Source organism: Actinoplanes utahensis (genome assembly GCF_016862455.1).
Taxonomy (GTDB): domain Bacteria; phylum Actinomycetota; class Actinomycetes; order Mycobacteriales; family Micromonosporaceae; genus Actinoplanes; species Actinoplanes utahensis.
Window position 1 is genome coordinate 212,956 of record NZ_BOMZ01000015.1, and the last position, 17,008, is coordinate 229,963.

A 17,008-nucleotide genomic window follows, 5' to 3' on the forward strand; every position below is an offset into this window, starting at 1 on the left:
CGGTCCGGGGTACTCGCCCGTCGGTAAACTCGCCGGGTGAGTACCCCGCGTCCCGTTCTCGTCGTCGACTTCGGCGCCCAGTACGCTCAGTTGATCGCCCGCCGGGTCCGCGAGGCCCGTGTCTACTCCGAGATCGTCCCGCACTCGATGCCGGTGGCCGAGATGCTGGCGAAGAACCCCGCCGCGATCATCCTGTCCGGCGGCCCCTCCAGCGTCTACGAGCCGGGTGCGCCCACGCTCGACGCGGGGCTGTTCGCTCATGATGTGCCGGTCTTCGGTATCTGCTACGGCTTCCAGGCGATGGCCCAGGCCCTCGGTGGCACGGTCGCCCACACCGGTTCCCGGGAGTACGGGCGGACCCTCCTGGAGTCCCGTGGCGGCACGCTGCTCCGCGAGCTTCCCGCCGACCTGCCGGTCTGGATGAGCCACGGCGACAGCGTCGCGGTCGCCCCGGACGGCTTCACGGTCACCGCCTCCACGCCGGGAGCCCCGGTCGCCGCCTTCGAGGACCTGACCTCCAAGCGGGCCGGTGTGCAGTTCCACCCCGAGGTGGCGCACACCGAGCAGGGCCAGGAGATGCTCAAGCGTTTCCTGTACGACATCGCCGGCATCGAGCCGACCTGGACCCCCGACAACATCATCGAGGAGCAGGTCGCCCGGATCCGTGAGCAGGTCGGCGACAAGCAGGTCATCTGCGGGCTCTCCGGCGGCGTCGACTCCGCCGTTGCCGCGGCGCTGGTCCACAAGGCGATCGGTGACCAGCTCACCTGCATCTTCGTCGACCACGGTCTGCTGCGCGCCGGCGAGGCCGAGCAGGTCGAGAAGGACTACGTCGCCGCCACCGGCATCCGCCTCAAGGTCGTGGACGCGTCGGAGCAGTTCCTCGGCCACCTGGCCGGGGTGACCGACCCGGAGCAGAAGCGCAAGATCATCGGCCGGGAGTTCATCCGGACGTTCGAGCAGGCGGCCCGCGAGCTGGACGCCGAGCGGCACATCGAGTTCCTGGTCCAGGGCACGCTCTACCCGGACGTGGTGGAGTCCGGCGGTGGCACCGGCACCGCCAACATCAAGTCGCATCACAACGTCGGCGGCCTCCCGGACGACCTGCAGTTCGCGCTGATCGAGCCGCTGCGCACGCTGTTCAAGGACGAGGTGCGGGCGCTCGGGGCCGAGCTGGGCCTGCCGGAGGAGATGGTCCAGCGCCACCCGTTCCCCGGGCCCGGCCTGGCGATCCGGATCATCGGCGCGGTCGACCGGGAGCGTCTCGACATCCTGCGCTCCGCCGACCTGATCGCGCGCGAGGAGCTGGCGGCCTCCGGGCTGGACCGGGAGGTCTGGCAGTTCCCGGTGGTGCTGCTGGCCGACGTGCGCAGCGTCGGTGTGCAGGGCGACGGGCGGACCTACGGGCACCCGGTGGTGCTGCGGCCGGTCTCCTCCGAGGACGCCATGACCGCCGACTGGTCCCGGCTGCCGTACGACCTGATCGCCAAGATCTCGAACCGGATCACCAACGAGGTGCGCGAGATCAACCGGGTGGTGCTGGACGTCACCAGCAAGCCCCCGGGCACCATCGAGTGGGAGTAACGGTCAGTAGTGGATCAATCGCCCAGGGCGGTGTAACCCGCCCTGAGCTGCGATTACTCGCCGTTATCCCACTGTCAGGAATTTGACAGATGTTCTTGAGAGGTAACATAAAGCGGGCAGAATGCCGCCCGTGACCCCCGCACTCGAACCGCTCCGCAGGATCGCCGCCTACGCCGTCGCCCGTGACGGCGAAGGCCGCGTCCTCCTGGTCCGGGCCTCGTCCAAATCCGGCACTCCCGGAGTCTGGTCGCTGCCCGGCGGCGCCGTCGATCACGGCGAAGACCCCAACCACACCGTCGTCCGCGAGACCGCGGCGGAGACCGGGCTCTCCGTCGCCGTCTCGGGGCTCCAGGACGTGCTCGCCGACATGCGCTCGATGCCGCACCGCGGCGTCACCATCCACACCGACCGGCTGATCTACACCGTGTCGGTGCGCGGCGGCACCCTGATCGACCGGGTCGGCCACGCCACCGACCTGGCCCGATGGCTCACCCTGGAAGAAGCGGAGAAGCTCAAGCTCCGACCGTTCACCGCGGCCGCGCTCGGGCTCTCCGCCGCCTCCGCCGACCTGCGGCCCGAGGAGGCGCCGGTCTTCCCCTCGTTCTACGCCTACGAGGGGCCGGACGGGCTGCACCGGGCGCAACGGTTCGCGGCGTACGCGATCGCCACCGACCCGTACCAGAACCTGCTCCTCACCCGGATCTCCGAGGGCTACCCGGGCGCCGGCTGCTGGCACCTGCCCGGCGGTGGCACCGACTACGGCGAACAGCCCGGCACCGCTCTGCTCCGCGAGCTCGTCGAGGAGACCGGGCAGGTGGGCCGCCTGATCGAGCTGCTCGGCGTGGCCAGCCACCGGGACGCCGCCTCGCTCGGCCCGGAGGGGTACCCGATCGACTGGCACGGCGTCCGGGCCTTCTACCGGGTCGTCGTCGACAAGCCGACCGAGGTCACCATCCACGACGTCGGCGGCTCCACCTCCGAAGCCCGGTGGATGCCGCTCCAGCAGGTCGCCGGACTGGGGAGCGACCAGATCACCGAAGTGACCGCCGAGGCGCTGCGGGCGGCGCGGCTAATCTAGGACCGGTGAAGATCCTCAGACGGGCGGCGGCGTACGGAGTCTGCCGCTCCGCCACCGGAGACGTGCTGCTCACCCGCGGATCGGACGCCAGCGCGTTCCCCGGCGTCTGGTCCCTGCCCGGCGGCGGCATCGACCAGGGCGAGCACCCGGACGACACCGTCGTCCGGGAGTTCACCGAGGAGACCGGCCTGGCCGTGCGGATCACCGGCGTCCGGACGGTGCTGGCCGACCTGGCCCGGCTCCCGGACGGCTCGGTCGAGCACACCGACCGGATCATCTACGACGTCGAGGTGACCGGCGGCACACTGCGGCACGAGGCCGACGGCACGAGCGACCTCGCCGAGTGGATCACCTCCACCGAGGTGGCGGCCCGCCCGCTGCTGCCCTTCACCGCCGGTGTCCTCGGCGTCACCTTCGACACCGCCGGCCTGGGCGACGTGCCGGCCGGCGAGCCGGAGCGCACCGGGCGGGTGCAGCGGTTCGGAGCGTACGCGCTGGCCACCGACCCCGCCGGGCGGATCCTGCTGACCCGCATCGCCGAGGGATTCCCGGGTGCGGGACTGTGGCACCTGGCCGGCGGCGGCACCGACTTCGGTGAGACCCCGGAGCAGGCGCTGGCCCGCGAACTCTACGAGGAGACGTCCCAGAAGGGCCGGATCATCGGCCTGGCCGGCATCTCGCACCGTTACGACCCGGCCGCCCTCGGACCCGAGGGCGTGCCGCTGGACTGGCACGTCATCCGGGTGGTGTACCAGGTCAGCGTGGACGAACCGGTCGCTGCGGCGGTCACCGAGGCGGCCGGCGGATCGACCGCGGAGGCCGCCTGGTTCACCCGTGAGCAGGCCCGCAACCTCCCGCTCACCGAACTGGCCCGGGATGCACTCGTCCGCACGGGCTAAAATCGTCGTAAGGAAGGTTGAGGACGCGTCCTTCGACAGGCGCGGGGAATGCGACAGGTGTCTCCCGTCGTTGCACCCCAGGACTGTTCGCCCTCTCGCCAAGGCCGTCCGGCTGTGCGATGGTGTAACCCGCAATTTCGCCGGGCACATGTGTGACCGACGGAACAACCGAACTCCATGGAGGAAGCACGTGCCGAGTACCCCTTGGCGCCGGCGTCGAACGACGGATAGTCCCCGTCCCGCCGGGCGTCGTTGGGCTGGCCGGCTGCGCCGCGGCGGGACTCTCGCGCGGCAAGCCCTGTTGGTTCGGGTGGGCCGCCGCTCCGCTGAGACCGGGCGGGCCGCGACCGCGACCCGAGCCGAGGTTCTTCACGTCGGATCCGAGCCGGTGCGGACGATCACCATTCCCGCGCCGGGGGTTCCTGTGGACGTGACCGTCGCCGAGTCCGACCCGGCGCCGGCTTCCATCCCCCTGCTTCCCGGTGAGCGCACCATGTCCCGCCGTGCGAGCTTCGCCCTCGTCAACGCCTGCACCCTGGCCAGCCTGGGCCTCGGCCTGATGGCGATCTTCCTGGCCATGGACGGCCAGGTCCGGATCGCCGCCGCGTTCCTGGTCGCCTGCGTCATCTTCGACGGCCTGGACGGCGCGCTCGCCCGCAAGCTCGGCGTCGCCAGCCCGTTCGGCGCGCAGATGGACTCCCTCGCCGACATGTGCTCGTTCGGCCTCGCCGCGCCCGTGGTGGTCTACGCCTCCCTCGCCGACGAGGTGCCCCCGGCCGCCGCCGCCGTCGCCACCGCCCTGGTGGCCGGATGCGCCGCGATCCGGCTGGCCCGCTTCAACGTCTCACCGAAGGACGGCCGCTTCTTCTGCGGCGTCCCCACCACGATGGCCGCCGCGGTCCTGGCCCTCACCGTGCTGATCGGCCTGCCGCTGCCCGGCATGGTCCTGCTGGCCGGCGTGACGCTGCTCGCTTTCGCGATGGTCTCCAGCTTCCCCTACGCGAAACTGGCCCGCCTGATGAAGCTGCCGCCGTGGCTGTGGCTGCTCCCGATCGTCGGCGCCCTGATCGAGCCCCGCATGACTTTCGTCCTCATCGTCGCGACGTACCTGTTCAGCGGCCCGGTCCTCTGGATGCGCGCCAAGCGCGCCTGACCCCATCACCACGGCGAAGGCCGCCTCCCTCAGGGAGGCGGCCTTCGCCGTGCACGCTTCCGGTCTGCCCGTGGGCGCGGTCTGCCCACTGCATGGACCATGCTTTCGTACGCACGTCGCCGCCCCCGAACGCATCGATCCCGTTCCGTCCGCTCCGCGCGAGGCAGGCCCGCCTTACGGCCGAAACGCGCCTTACGGGCGTTGCGCCGGGTTGGCCTCCGCTCCGCGCGAGGCAGGCCCGCCTTACGGCCGAAACGCGCCTTACGGGCGTTGCGCCTGGGTGGCCTCCGCTGCGCGGCGCCGGCCAGTGGGCCAGTGCTGGCCAGTGCCGGCTAGTGGGCCAGTGCCGGCCGGGGGCGAGGGTGAGTGGGGTGGTCCCGGTGGGGCGGTGGGCGCGGTCAGTGCCGACTGGTTCTCTGTGCTGTCCCTGCTGACCAATTGCTTGCCCGCCGGTTGTCGATCTTGTGGGGTTGTGGTGAACCGGTTCGCCCGAAACTCACCGATCTCGCGCGTGAGGGGTGTCTCCGTCGCGGGCGGGCGGGTTTTTGTCCGCTGGGTTGGATCCGGTGAGCGCGTGGTGGCGCGGGCAGCGCAATCTCCCCATCGACAGGGGCCGGCGAATTGGCCAGCAGGGTCTGTGCTGTCCCCACGTCGGGAGAGCGGAGAGATCCAGGTCGGAACAGCAAAGAACCAGCCGGAACCACCGCGACCATCCGGGACCACCGCGACCATCCCGGGCCGCCGCGGGCAGTCGGGGCCGCCGCGGGCAGTCGGGACCACCGCGAGCAGCCGGAACCACCGCTACCATCCGGGACCAGCCGGATGGTCGCCTTACGGCCCCCGGGTCGGCGGCCGCCTCGCGCCGGAGCCACGGGGAGGTGTGGCTGCGGTTGAGGCGGCCGGCGGCGTACCGGAGAAGGGTTGTCAGCTCTTCCAGCGGGCGATGACCGTCGAACCGCCGACGACGCGTTCGCCGACCGACACCAGGGCCTCGGCCTCGTCGGCGGGGAGGTAGACGTCGGTGCGGGAGCCGAAGCGGATCAGGCCGTAGCGCTCGCCCTTGGCCAGCAGGGTGCCGACCGGGGCCCGCTGCACGATCCGGCGGGCGATCAGACCGGTCCGCTGGGCGACGACGACAGTGCCGCGGGCGGTGTCCAGGACCGTGTAGGCGGCCACGTTGTGCTCGGCCGCGGCGGTCGCGGCGTTGGCGTAACCACCCTCCTCGACGAAGTAGTCGGCGACCCGGCCGGCCACCGGCGCCCGGTTGACGTGCACGTCGAAGACCGACAGGAAGACCGCGATGCGCAGGAACTCGCCGGGGCCGAACCGGTCGTCGCGCAGCCGCTCCACCGAGAGGACCTTGCCGTCCGCGGCGGAGGCGATGGCCGACGGGTCGGTGGGGACGTCCCGCTCCGGGTCGCGGAAGAAGGCGGCGACCGGGGCGGCGGCGACCGCGGGGATCAGCCACAGCTTCGACTTCGGCCGGGCGCGGCGGGCCAGCGCGGCCAGACCGAGCGCGATGCCGGCGGCGGCGACACCGTTGGAGTCGATGTGCATGGTGCGGGTCAGTGGCACGCTCGACGTCCGGTAGGCGGGGGCGACCGCGGAGGCGGTCGACACCTCGGCCGGGCTGAAGCGGAGCTTGTGGATCCGCAGCGGCGGCTGGTTACGGACCACCAGGTCGGAGCCGACCCCGAAGAGGGCGCCCTGGCGGAAGAGCTCGGCGGCGGCGCCGGCGGTGCGGCCCGGGCCGGCGGGCACGGCCACCGAGAGGACGGCGCCGTCGGCGAGGTACTTGCCGAGCCGGTCGATCAGGGTGCGGGTCTCCTCGGCGGTGCCGGTCAGCGGCTCCCCGAGGATCACCACGTCGGCGGGCTGGGCCTCGTCGAGGGACTCGAGAACTTTCACCCGGTCGGCGACCCAGCTGCCCAGGCCGGAGATGTGGCCGCGGAGCAGGTCGGTGCTGCTGTTGTCACCGGGAATCAGGGTGAGGGTGTCGCCGGGCAGCAACGCCTCGACGACGGCGGCCACCACGGCCGAGGCGTGGTCGGCGCCGACCAGCAGAGCGGACGTTGCCGCGTTCTGCCGGGCGAACTCGGCGGTCAGGGCGCGGGCGGCCCGGGCGCCCACGCCGGGGACGGGCGCGACGGAAACGGTCGGAAACGCGGTCATCCAGCGAGCATATTGCCCCGCACATGGGAGAGTCCTGCGTGGGCGGGGGCCAGAGTTCCGTCTCGCGGATCCCTCAGGGCTCCGTAAGACGGGAACCAGGCGGGAAAGCCGCCGGCTTCGGGGTCCCGACCTTGGGTGGACCTCGGCCGCTGTTCGCGCCCGAAGCCCACACGGTCGAAAGCCGGGGCCGCTAGTCCTTGGCGGGACGCTGGGCCGTCGAGTGCTCGCGGTCGAACTTGTCGGCCGGGTCGTCCAGCAGCTCGCGGACGATCGCGGCGTGCATCTCCGGGGGCAGATCGCCGGGGGTCCCGGTGGTTGCGGAGGCCGGGACCGGCGCCGGGACGGGCGTCTCGCGCCGGCCGGACCGGATGGCGCCGAACAGGCCGATCACCCCGAAGAAGATCAGTCCGCCGGCCACGATCCAGCCCACCGCCGGCAGCTCGAGGGTGATCACCTGGGAGATCGCCCACCAGAGCGCGACGGTCAGGAAGATCAGCCCGAAGCTGAGGGACACCCCGTCCATCCGGTGCGGTTTCATCGGATCACCTCCAGGTTGCCGGCCTCGACGCGGATGTCGAGGGCGAGCTTGCCGTCGTCAGTGCCCTGCGCGCCGTTGTCGGCGACCTCCCGGGGCGAGCTGTCGTTGAACTCCTCGCCGAAGAGGACCATGCGGCCGCCGTCGACCCCGGCCGAGACGGTCGCGTCGACATCCGGCGGGAGCAGGATCTTGAGCTGGCCGAGCTCCATGGTGACGCCGATGCTCTGGCTCTGCTTGTCGAAGTCGACGGCACGCAGGTCGAGGGTGACGTTGCCGATGTCGAAGTCGTACTGGTCGGCGACGGCGGCGAGCGTGGTCGGGCGGTAGACGCTGGGCGTCCAGTCCTCGCCGAAGCGCTCCAGCCCGGAGGAGACGCCCAGTGCGAAGCTGAGCACCACGGCCAGCGCGATCAGCCCGCGGGCCCGGCCGAACCAGGTGCCGACGATCAGGCCGAGAGCGGTGGTGACCAGGGCCGCCGCGAAGTAGGCGGAGATGTCCACGTCCAGGCCGCTCATGTCGAGCAGGCCGACCAGGCCGGTCACCATGACGACGGCGAAGAAGGTGAGGCGGCCCAGGATCGAGCGCTCCTTCGGCGGCTTCGGCGGTTTCTGCGGGGCGGGCGGCGGAGGCGGCGGCGGGGTGGGCCCGGCGAACGGCCCGTGCGGGGCGAACGGCGGGCGGAACCCCCCGGCCGGCGGGGCGGGCGGCGGAGGCGGGATGTAGGCGGGCGGGGTGTAGGCCGGTGGCGTGTAGGCCGGCGGCGGCGTGGGCGTGCTCACCGGTTCAGCGGCCGGTGCGGCCGGGGCCGGCGCGGTGAACGCCATCGTCGGCTCGTCGGCCGCCGGACCCGGACCCGGAGCCGGGCCCGAGGACGGTGATGCTGCCGGTGCGCCCGGAAACGAGGGCGCGCCACCCCGCTTGATCAGCAGGAACGCGCCGAGGATGACGGCCGCGGCGAGCATGCTGGCGCGGGCGCCGGAGTTGACGATGAAGGCGAAGGTGATCAGCGCGGCGGCGCCGAGCAGCACCACCGACAGCGGCGCCATCCCGGACTGGCCCTTGCCGAGCAGCGACTCGACTGGGGAGGCGGAGTCGCCGTCGGACGGGATGATCAGCCAGCCGATCAGATAGAGCAGGACACCGGTGCCGCCGAGGACGCCGAGCACGGCGAGCAGCACCCGCCAGAGCACCGGGTCGGTGTTGGTGGCCCTGCCGAGGGCGCCGCAGACGCCTGCCACGTAACGGCCGTGGCGGGGGCGGACCAGTTGCTGGCGGGCCCAGGCCGCGGAGGCGGCGGAGACCCAGGGCGGCACGCCGGATCCCGGCGGGAAACCGGGACCGGCCTGACCGGGGCCTGAATGACCCGCACCGGGCTGACCCGCACCAGGATGATCAGGGCCGGGATGACCCGCACCAGGATGGTCAGGGCCGGGATGACCCGCACCGGCCTGGCCGTGACCGGGCTGATCGGGACCGGCCTGGCCGTGACCGGGCTGATCGGGGCCGGGCTGATCGGGGCCGGGCCGGGCCGGATCCGGCTGGCCTGGGGAGGGCTGATCGGCGGTGGTGGGAGAAGCGGAAGGTGCCGGCGCGTCCTGCGGACCGGCACCCGGCGTGGAAGGCCCGCGGGGTTCGGCAGCTTCGTCGTTCATGCTTCGATCCTGCTCGCGGCCACACCCCACCCGCTTCCGGAACCGACCCTGAGGCCACCCTGAGATATCGACCCCGGGTACCGGGGAAACCCCCGTGGCACCGCCTTCCGCGACGTGTGACGATCGGAGGGTGACCACCGCTGCCGCGCCGCAACCGCGCCGTCTCTACCGGCCGCGCGACCACCGCATCGTCGCCGGGGTCGCCGCCGGGCTGGCGCGCCACCTCGGCATGCCGGTCCTGGCGATCCGCATCACGCTCGTCGTTCTGCTCGGCTTCAACGCGCTCGGCCTGCTGCTCTACGCCGCCTACTGGGCGGTGCTGCCGCAGGAGGCGCGCGGTGACGAGGAGCCGGCCCGCCGGGATTTCGGCGCCCTGCTGCCGTTCGCCGCGATCGGCATGGGCGTGGTGCTGCTGCAGGCGCTGGTCTTCGAGGATCAGGTGGCCACCACGGCCGGCTGGATGATCGCGGTGATCGCGGTCGGCGCCGGCGTGATCTGGCACCAGTCCGACCCGAGCCGCCGCGAGATGCGCTCGGAGAATCTGGCGTCCACCCCATGGTTCGCGGCCATCGTGTCGGAGACCGACAGGCGTTCCTTCCTGTTCCGGTTCATCGGTGGCGGGGTCCTGGTCGCGGTCGGCATCATCGGCGTGGTCGCCGTCTACGCCAACGGCTCGCTCACCGCCGTGGTCAACGGCGTGATCTTCGCGTTCGTCGGCCTGCTCGGCGTCGGTGTGGTGGTCGCCCCGCTGGTCTGGCGCACGTTCGGGCAGTTGCGGGCCGAGCGCGAGGGCCGGATCCGGGAGCAGGAGCGGGCCGAGCTGGCCGCGATGATCCACGACCAGGTGCTGCACACGCTGGCCCTGATCCAGCGCAACTCCGCCGACATCAAGGAGGTGCAGCGCCTGGCCCGCGGGCAGGAGCGCAGCCTCCGCAACTGGCTCTACCGGCCGACCGCCTCGCCGACCGAGCGGTTCGCCGCGGCGCTGGAGCAGGCCGCGGCCGAGGTCGAGGACACCTTCGCGATCACCGTGGAGACCGTCGTGGTGGGTGACACCTCGTGCGACGAGCGGGTCGCGGCGCTCGTCGCGGCCGCCCGGGAGGCGTTGGTCAACGCGGCCCGGCATGCGGGCGTGCAGACGGTTTCGCTCTACGCCGAGGTGGAGGAGGATGAGCTGAGCGTCTTCGTCCGGGACCGGGGGGCGGGCTTCGACCTCGGCGGCGTGGCGGACAGCCGGCACGGGGTCCGGGGCTCGATCATCGGGCGGATGCAGCGCCATGGCGGGCGTGCGGAGATCCGCAGCGCTCCCGGAGACGGTACGGAGGTGCGGCTCATGCTTTCCATGACGAGGGAGAGTGTGACCGCCGGTAAGGAGTCTGTGCGATGACCGAGTCCGCGATCGAGCCGGAGGCGCGGCGGCTGACCGTCTTCCTGGTCGACGACCATGCGATGTTCCGTGCCGGGGTGCGCGCCGAACTGGGCGCCCACGTCGATGTGGTGGGGGAGGCGAGTTCGGTGGCCGAGGCGGTCAGCCGGATCGCCTCGGTGCAGCCCGACGTGGTGCTGCTGGATGTGCACATGCCGGACGGCGGTGGCCGTGCCGTGCTGGAGTCGGTGCGCCGCACCCATCCGCAGGTCCGGTTCCTGGCCCTGTCGGTGTCGGATGCCGCGGAGGATGTGATCGGGCTGATCCGGGCCGGCGCCCGGGGCTATGTGACCAAGACGATCTCGCCGGGCGAGCTGGCCGCGGCGGTGCGCCGGGTGGCCGACGGCGACGCGGTCTTCAGTCCCCGGCTGGCCGGTTTCGTGCTGGACGCGTTCGCTTCGCGGGCCGATGTGCCGGTGGCCGATCCGGAGCTTGATCAGCTCACCAACCGGGAGCGGGAGGTGCTGCGGCTGCTCGCGCGGGGATATGCGTACAAGGAGATCGCGAAGGAGCTTTACATCTCCATCAAGACCGTGGAGACCCACGTTTCGAACGTTCTGCGCAAATTGCAGATGAGTAACCGTTACGAACTGTCACGATGGGCGGCCGATCGGCGTCTCGTCTGACCCGGCCGACGGAGGTCCGGCGGTGGCCCCTGCGCTAAGCTGCGCTCCGTGCCGGATCCGGAGCCCCTTGGAGTATCCGCAGTTCAGGAGGATTTAATCCGCCTAAACGGATGCTCAAAGGATCTTCTCGGGATGTATACGGCGAATATCGGCTTGATAACGGGGCTCCGGGTTTTCGTGTCTCTGTGTCACAGTGGCAGCGACTCACACACCCCTCGTGAGCGCCCCTGAAGGAGGCACTCCCATGTTTGGGAAACGCCCATGGAAGATGGCGGCCTGTGCGGCCGCCATCTCCTTGTTGGTCGCCGGCTGTGGTGACGGTGATGCGGACGATGCGAGCGCGAACGCCAACACCATCGTGATCGGTATCGCCGAGCCGGCCGCCCTCCTGCCGACCAACGTCGGTGACGCCACGGGTTCTCAGGTGCTGAAGTCGTTGTTCTACCCGCTGGTGGACGTCAACGCGCAGAACCAGCCGGTCGAGGTCGCCGCCGAGGCGATCCGCCCGGACAAGACCAACAGGGTGTGGACGATCAAGCTCAAGCCGGGCTTCACGTTCCACAACGGCGAGAAGGTCACGGCGCAGAGCTACGTCGACGCCTGGAACTACGGCGCCTACGGGCCGAACGCGCAGAACAGTGGTTACTTCTTCGCGCGGATCGCCGGTTACGCCGAGATGAACCCCGAAGACCCGGACGGCAAGGGTCCGCAGAAGGCGCCCAAGCCGAAGGTCAACAAGCTCTCCGGCCTCAAGGTGATCAACGAGCTGACCTTCTCGGTGACGCTCTCCGCGCCGTTCTCCGGCTGGAAGACGGTGCTCGCCTACTCGGTCTTCTACCCGCTGCCGAAGGCCGCGTTCGCCAAGGACGGCTCGATCGTCAAGGGCTTCGAGGAGAAGATCATCGGCAATGGCCCCTTCAAGATGAAGGGCCAGTGGGAGCACGACGACAAGATCGTCGTGGAGAAGGTCGCCGACTTCAAGGGTCAGGTGCCGAAGATCGACGGCATCACCTGGAAGGTCTACCAGGACCAGGTGGCTCAGTACGCCGACCTGGTCTCGAACAACATCGACGTGCAGACCGACATCCCGATCGAGTCGCTGTCCAAGGCGTCGGCCGACCTGGGCGACCGTTACCAGACGAGCAGCAACTCGACGATCGACTTCCTCGGGTTCCCGCTGTACCAGCCGGAGTACAAGAACCCCGACGTCCGCCGGGCCATCTCGATGGCGATCAACCGGGAGGAGATCACCAACCAGATCTTCCTCGGTGCGCGGCTGGTGTCGAAGTCGTTCGTGTCGCCGGTGGTGTCGGGTTACCGGGAGAACACCTGCGGCGAGTCGTGTGACTACAACCCGTCCAAGGCCAGGGAGCTGTACGCCGCGGCCGGCGGTCCCGCCGAAATCAAGATCACTTACAACGTCGACGGTGGCCACCAGGCCTGGGTCGACGCGGTCTGCAACCAGATCCGGGCCATCCTCGGCGTGACCTGCACCGGCGTGCAGGAGACGAAGTTCGCGGTCCTGACGGCGAAGGCGCGGGCCCGTGAGCCGCTCGGCCTGATGCGTATGGGCTGGGTCATGGACTACCCGCTGATGGAGAACTACCTCGGCCCGATCTACGGCATCGACGGCTCCTCCAACTTCTACGGCTACGAGAACGCGGAGTTCGACGAGCTGGTGGCCAAGGGCTCGGAGGCCACCACCCAGGCCGCCGCGGAGAAGAAGTGGCAGGAGGCCGAGGACATGCTGGCCGAGGACATGCCGGTCATCCCGCTGTTCTCCCGGATGAACGTCTTCGGGTACTCGGAGCACGTGCAGAACGTGGAGATGGACCTGTTCTCCAACGTGAACCTGTACGACATCGAGACGGTTGCCTGATCTGACCGCTTGATCAATGGTGGCGTCACGGAGGGTATGCGACCGTGGCGCCACCTCATGGTGTGTTGAAGAAGAGGCAATAACCGGATGTTCCGCTATGTCGTGCGGCGCCTACTGCAGATGATCCTGACGTTCTTCGGGGCCACCTTCGTGGTATTCGCGCTGATGTTCGCCAACCAGGACGATCCCGTTCAGGCGCTGGCGGGCGAGAAACCGGTCAGTGACAGCCTGCGCGCTCAGCTCACTGAGCGTTACCACCTGGACGAGGGGTTCCTCGGCCAGTACTGGTACTACATGCAGGGCCTGCTCACCGGCGATCTGGGCCGGTCCCTGACCGGCCGGGAGATCTCCACGGTGCTGTCGGAGGCCTGGCCGGTGACGCTCCGGCTGTCGCTGATGGCGATCGTCATCGCGGCGGTGATCGCGATCGTGGCCGGCGTCTACTCCGGCATCCGCCGCGGCAGCCTCTTCGACAACGGTGTCCTGGCGGTGACGCTGCTGCTGCTGGCCATGCCGATCGTGGTGCTGGCCCCGACCGCGCAGCTGGTCTTCGGCATGGAGCTGGGCTGGTTCCCGGCGACCGCCTCCCGGAACGCCTCCTTCTACGCGATGCTGCTGCCGGCGATCGTGCTGGCCACCACCGTGGTCGCCACCGAGCTGCGGGTGACCCGTACCTCGGTGGTGGAGAACCTGCGGTCGGACTATGTGCGGACCGCGCGGGCCAAGGGCCTGACCCCGCGCCGGGTGACCTGGGTGCACGTGCTGCGCAACTCGCTGATCCCGGTGATCACGCTGATCGGTGTCGACCTGGGCACGCTGATGTCCGGCGCGCTGATCACCGAGGAGGTCTTCAACATCCCGGGTGTCGGCCTGAAGCTGGCCCAGGGCATCCGCAACGAGGACGGCCCGATGGTGGTCGGCTTCGTCAGCATCCTGGTGATCATCTTCTTGTTCGTGAACCTCCTCGTCGACCTGCTGTACGCCGCCCTCGACCCCAGGATCCGCTATGAATGAGACTCCAGGATCCGTGGTGAACGTGACGCGCAGCCTCGCCGGCGACGCCTGGAGCGACCTGCGCCGCAACAAGATCTTCTGGGGCGCCGCGGTCCTGGTCGTGGTGGTGCTGACGATGGCGGCGGTTCCGTCGTTGTTCACCTCGGCCGACCCGGCCTCCTGCACGCTGGGCAACCAGCACAAGGGCCCGTCCGGCGGCGCCATCTTCGGGTACGACTTCCAGGGCTGTGACGTGTTCGCCCGGACCGTTCACGGCACCCGCAACTCGATCCAGGTCGGGATCCTGTCCACCCTGCTGGCCGGGATCCTCGGCATCGCGTTCGGGCTGACCGCCGGCTACTTCGGCGGGGCGGTCGACGCGGTGCTGTCCCGGCTCACCGACATCTGGCTGGGTGTGCCGTTCCTGCTCGGCGCGATCGTCCTCTCCGGCCGGCTGTCCGCGGGGGAGAAGAACGACGGCGTGATGGCGGTGACCCTCACCCTCGGCGTGCTGACCTGGACCTCCTCGGCCCGGGTCATGCGGTCCTCGGTGATCACGGCGAAGAGCCAGGATTACGTGGCGGCGGCCCGGATGCTCGGGGCGGGCCCGGCGCGGCTGATGTTCCGGCACATCCTGCCGAACTCGATCGCCTCCGTCATCGTGGTGCTGACCCTGCTGCTCGGCGCCAACATCGCCACCGAGGCGACGCTGTCCTACCTGGGTGTGGGCCTGAAGGGCGGCGCGCTGAGCTGGGGCCTGCAGATCGCCGACGCGCAGAGTTACGCCCGGATCGCGGCCGCGCCGCTGATCTGGCCGTCCGCCTTCCTCGCCGCCACCGTGCTGGCCTTCATCATGTTGGGCGACGCCATCCGCGACGCCTTCGACCCGAAGCTGCGGTGATCTCCATGAGCGAGCCTACGAGCGAATCAGTCAGCACCACAGGTGGGCCGGGACGGCGCCGGAGCGAAGCGGAGGCGACGGCATGACCGACATCAAGGCGCAGATCGACGTGCTGCCCGGTACCGACCCGCGGGCACCGTTGTTGCAGGTCAACGACCTGCATGTGGAGTTCCGCACCCGGGACGGGGTGGCGAAGGCGGTCAACGGGGCGAGCTTCTGGCTGAACCCCGGCGAGACCCTGGCGATCCTCGGTGAGTCGGGCTGCGGCAAGTCGGTGACGGCGAGCGCGATCATGGGCATCCTGGAGACCCCGCCCGGCCGCATCACCAAGGGCGAGATCCGCTATCGCGGCGTCGACCTGCTGAAACTGCGCGGGGCCGAACGGCGCCGGGTGCGCGCCAACAAGATCGCGATGATCTTCCAGGACGCGCTGTCGGCGCTGAATCCGGTCTACACCGTCGGTTTCCAGCTGGCCGAGCTGTTCCGGGTGCACCGCGGCATGTCCCGCGCGGACGCCAAGAACCGGGCCGTCGACCTGCTCGACCAGGTCCGGATTCCGGCCGCGCGGAGCCGGGTCGACGACTATCCGCACCAGTTCTCCGGCGGTATGCGGCAGCGCGTCATGATCGCGATGGCGCTGGCGCTCGACCCCGAGGTGCTGATCGCCGACGAGCCGACCACCGCGCTCGACGTCACCGTGCAGGCGCAGATCATGGGTCTGCTCGCGGAGCTCCAGCGGCAGCGCAACATGGGCCTCATCCTGATCACGCACGACATGGGCGTGGTCGCCGACGTCGCCGACCGGATCTCGGTCATGTACGCCGGCCGGGTCATCGAGGAGGCGCCCGTGCACGACGTCTACGCGCGCCCCGGTCACCCGTACACCCGCGCCCTTCTCGAATCGATTCCCCGGCTGGACCTCAAGGGCCAGCAGCTCAACGTGATCCGCGGCCTGCCGCCGGCGCTCACCGACATCCCGCAGGGGTGCGCGTTCAATCCGCGCTGCCGGTACGCGAAGGATCCCTGCCGCCAGGACCCGCCGCCGCCGGCCTACGCGATCGCGCCGCGCCGCACCGCCCGCTGCCACTTCTTCCGGGAGGTCCTCGGTGAGTGACGTCGTCCTCGAGACCCGCGGCCTGGTCAAGCACTTCAAGCAGGTGCGGGCGGTCGACGGCGTCGACGTGCACCTGCGGCGCGGCGAGACCCTCGGCGTGGTCGGCGAGTCCGGCTGCGGCAAGTCGACCCTGGCCAAGCTGCTGGTCGGCCTGGAGAAGCCGACCTCCGGCTCGGTCATGGTGCGCGGGCAGGACATGACCCGGCTCAAGGGCGGTGACCTGCGCCGGGCCCGCCGCAACATCCAGATGGTGATGCAGGACCCGTACACCTCGCTCAACCCGCGGATGACGGTCGGCGACATCATCGGCGAGCCGTTCGAGATCCACCCCGACGTGGTGGCGAAGGGCAAACGGCAGCAGGCCGTGCAGGACCTGCTCGACACGGTCGGCCTGAACCCGGACCACGTCAACCGGTACCCGCACCAGTTCTCCGGCGGTCAGCGGCAGCGCATCGGCATCGCCCGGGCGCTGGCGCTGCGGCCCGAGATCATCGTGTGCGACGAGCCGGTGTCGGCGCTCGACGTCTCCATCCAGGCCCAGGTGATCAACCTGCTGGAGCGGCTGCAGGACGACTTCGGGCTGTCGTACATCTTCATCGCCCACGATCTGTCGGTGGTGCGGCACATCTCCGACCGGGTCGCCGTGATGTACCTCGGCAAGATCGTCGAGCAGGGGCACGACGTGGCGATCTACGATCAGCCGACCCACCCGTACACCCAGGCCCTGCTCTCGGCCGTGCCCGTGCCGGACCCGCGCCTGCGGGGCCACCGCAACCAGATCGTGCTGGAGGGCGACGTCCCGTCACCGGCCGATCCGCCGTCCGGCTGCCGTTTCCGTACCCGTTGCTGGAAGGCGCAGCACGTCTGCGCCGAGCAGGAGCCGGTGCTGCAGATCCGGGAACGCTCGCCGCACCCCAGCGCCTGCCACTTCGCCGAGATCCGGCGTATTCATTGAGGGATGCGCGACGGGCACGGTCTGCGGCCCGTCGCGGC

The 17,008-nt window shown here is 70.4% G+C and carries 15 protein-coding genes; 12 read left to right on the plus strand and 3 right to left on the minus strand.

What is annotated here, in order from left to right:
• The first annotated feature begins 36 nt into the window (after positions 1–36).
• The 4 genes from guaA (at position 37) to Aut01nite_RS04655 (ending at position 4,714) form a co-directional block, all read left to right on the plus strand.
• The gene (gene guaA, locus Aut01nite_RS04640; protein WP_043530966.1) at positions 37–1,584 is read left to right on the plus strand and encodes a glutamine-hydrolyzing GMP synthase; all 1,548 of its coding nucleotides are present in this window, start codon (positions 37–39) and stop codon (positions 1,582–1,584) included.
• Between the two features lie 130 nt (positions 1,585–1,714).
• Positions 1,715–2,662: an NUDIX hydrolase gene (locus Aut01nite_RS04645; RefSeq protein ID WP_043531269.1), complete on the plus strand. Its 948-nt coding sequence runs from the start codon at positions 1,715–1,717 to the stop codon at positions 2,660–2,662.
• Positions 2,663–2,667: 5 nt separating this feature from the next.
• On the plus strand, positions 2,668–3,561 hold the full coding sequence (locus Aut01nite_RS04650; RefSeq protein ID WP_043530964.1) for an NUDIX hydrolase: 894 nt from the start codon (positions 2,668–2,670) through the stop codon (positions 3,559–3,561).
• 265 nt (positions 3,562–3,826) lie between these two features.
• Entirely contained in the window at positions 3,827–4,714 is an 888-nt protein-coding gene (locus Aut01nite_RS04655; protein ID WP_043531268.1) for a CDP-alcohol phosphatidyltransferase family protein, read from the plus strand.
• 924 nt (positions 4,715–5,638) lie between these two features.
• On the opposite strand, the gene Aut01nite_RS04660 is transcribed toward Aut01nite_RS04655, so the two are convergent.
• From Aut01nite_RS04660 to Aut01nite_RS04670, 3 genes are all read right to left on the minus strand, one after another.
• On the minus strand, positions 5,639–6,886 hold the full coding sequence (locus Aut01nite_RS04660) for a phosphatidylserine decarboxylase (RefSeq protein WP_043522186.1): 1,248 nt from the start codon (positions 6,884–6,886) through the stop codon (positions 5,639–5,641).
• Positions 6,887–7,076: 190 nt separating this feature from the next.
• Positions 7,077–7,424, minus strand: coding sequence for a phage holin family protein (locus tag Aut01nite_RS04665; protein WP_043522185.1), 348 nt, complete (start codon positions 7,422–7,424; stop codon positions 7,077–7,079).
• A complete protein-coding gene (locus tag Aut01nite_RS04670; protein WP_236642496.1) occupies positions 7,421–8,737 on the minus strand; it encodes a PspC domain-containing protein in 1,317 nt (438 codons plus the stop codon). The genes Aut01nite_RS04665 and Aut01nite_RS04670 overlap by 4 nt, the downstream gene beginning before the upstream one ends.
• Before the next feature lie 45 nt (positions 8,738–8,782).
• On the opposite strand from Aut01nite_RS04670, the gene Aut01nite_RS43255 reads away from it, so the two are divergent.
• The 8 genes from Aut01nite_RS43255 (at position 8,783) to Aut01nite_RS04705 (ending at position 16,970) form a co-directional block, all read left to right on the plus strand.
• The gene (locus tag Aut01nite_RS43255) at positions 8,783–9,139 is read left to right on the plus strand and encodes a hypothetical protein (RefSeq protein WP_236642495.1); all 357 of its coding nucleotides are present in this window, start codon (positions 8,783–8,785) and stop codon (positions 9,137–9,139) included.
• A gap of 67 nt (positions 9,140–9,206) precedes the next feature.
• Positions 9,207–10,463, plus strand: a complete 1,257-nt coding sequence (locus Aut01nite_RS04675; RefSeq protein WP_043522183.1) for an ATP-binding protein — start codon at positions 9,207–9,209, stop codon at positions 10,461–10,463.
• Positions 10,460–11,128, plus strand: a complete 669-nt coding sequence (locus tag Aut01nite_RS04680; protein ID WP_043522182.1) for a response regulator — start codon at positions 10,460–10,462, stop codon at positions 11,126–11,128. The genes Aut01nite_RS04675 and Aut01nite_RS04680 overlap by 4 nt, the downstream gene beginning before the upstream one ends.
• Before the next feature lie 244 nt (positions 11,129–11,372).
• On the plus strand, positions 11,373–13,007 hold the full coding sequence (locus Aut01nite_RS04685; protein WP_043522181.1) for a peptide ABC transporter substrate-binding protein: 1,635 nt from the start codon (positions 11,373–11,375) through the stop codon (positions 13,005–13,007).
• 87 nt (positions 13,008–13,094) lie between these two features.
• Positions 13,095–14,021: an ABC transporter permease gene (locus tag Aut01nite_RS04690; RefSeq protein ID WP_043522180.1), complete on the plus strand. Its 927-nt coding sequence runs from the start codon at positions 13,095–13,097 to the stop codon at positions 14,019–14,021.
• A complete protein-coding gene (locus Aut01nite_RS04695; RefSeq protein WP_052163151.1) occupies positions 14,014–14,901 on the plus strand; it encodes an ABC transporter permease in 888 nt (295 codons plus the stop codon). The genes Aut01nite_RS04690 and Aut01nite_RS04695 overlap by 8 nt, the downstream gene beginning before the upstream one ends.
• A gap of 82 nt (positions 14,902–14,983) precedes the next feature.
• Positions 14,984–16,015 carry an ABC transporter ATP-binding protein gene (locus Aut01nite_RS04700; RefSeq protein ID WP_043522178.1) on the plus strand — a complete coding sequence of 344 codons (1,032 nt, stop codon included), beginning with the start codon at positions 14,984–14,986 and terminating at the stop codon, positions 16,013–16,015.
• Complete coding sequence (locus Aut01nite_RS04705; RefSeq protein ID WP_043522177.1) at positions 16,008–16,970, plus strand: ABC transporter ATP-binding protein; 963 nt, start codon at positions 16,008–16,010, stop codon at positions 16,968–16,970. Before Aut01nite_RS04700 ends, Aut01nite_RS04705 begins: the two co-directional genes overlap by 8 nt.
• Positions 16,971–17,008 lie beyond the last annotated feature (38 nt).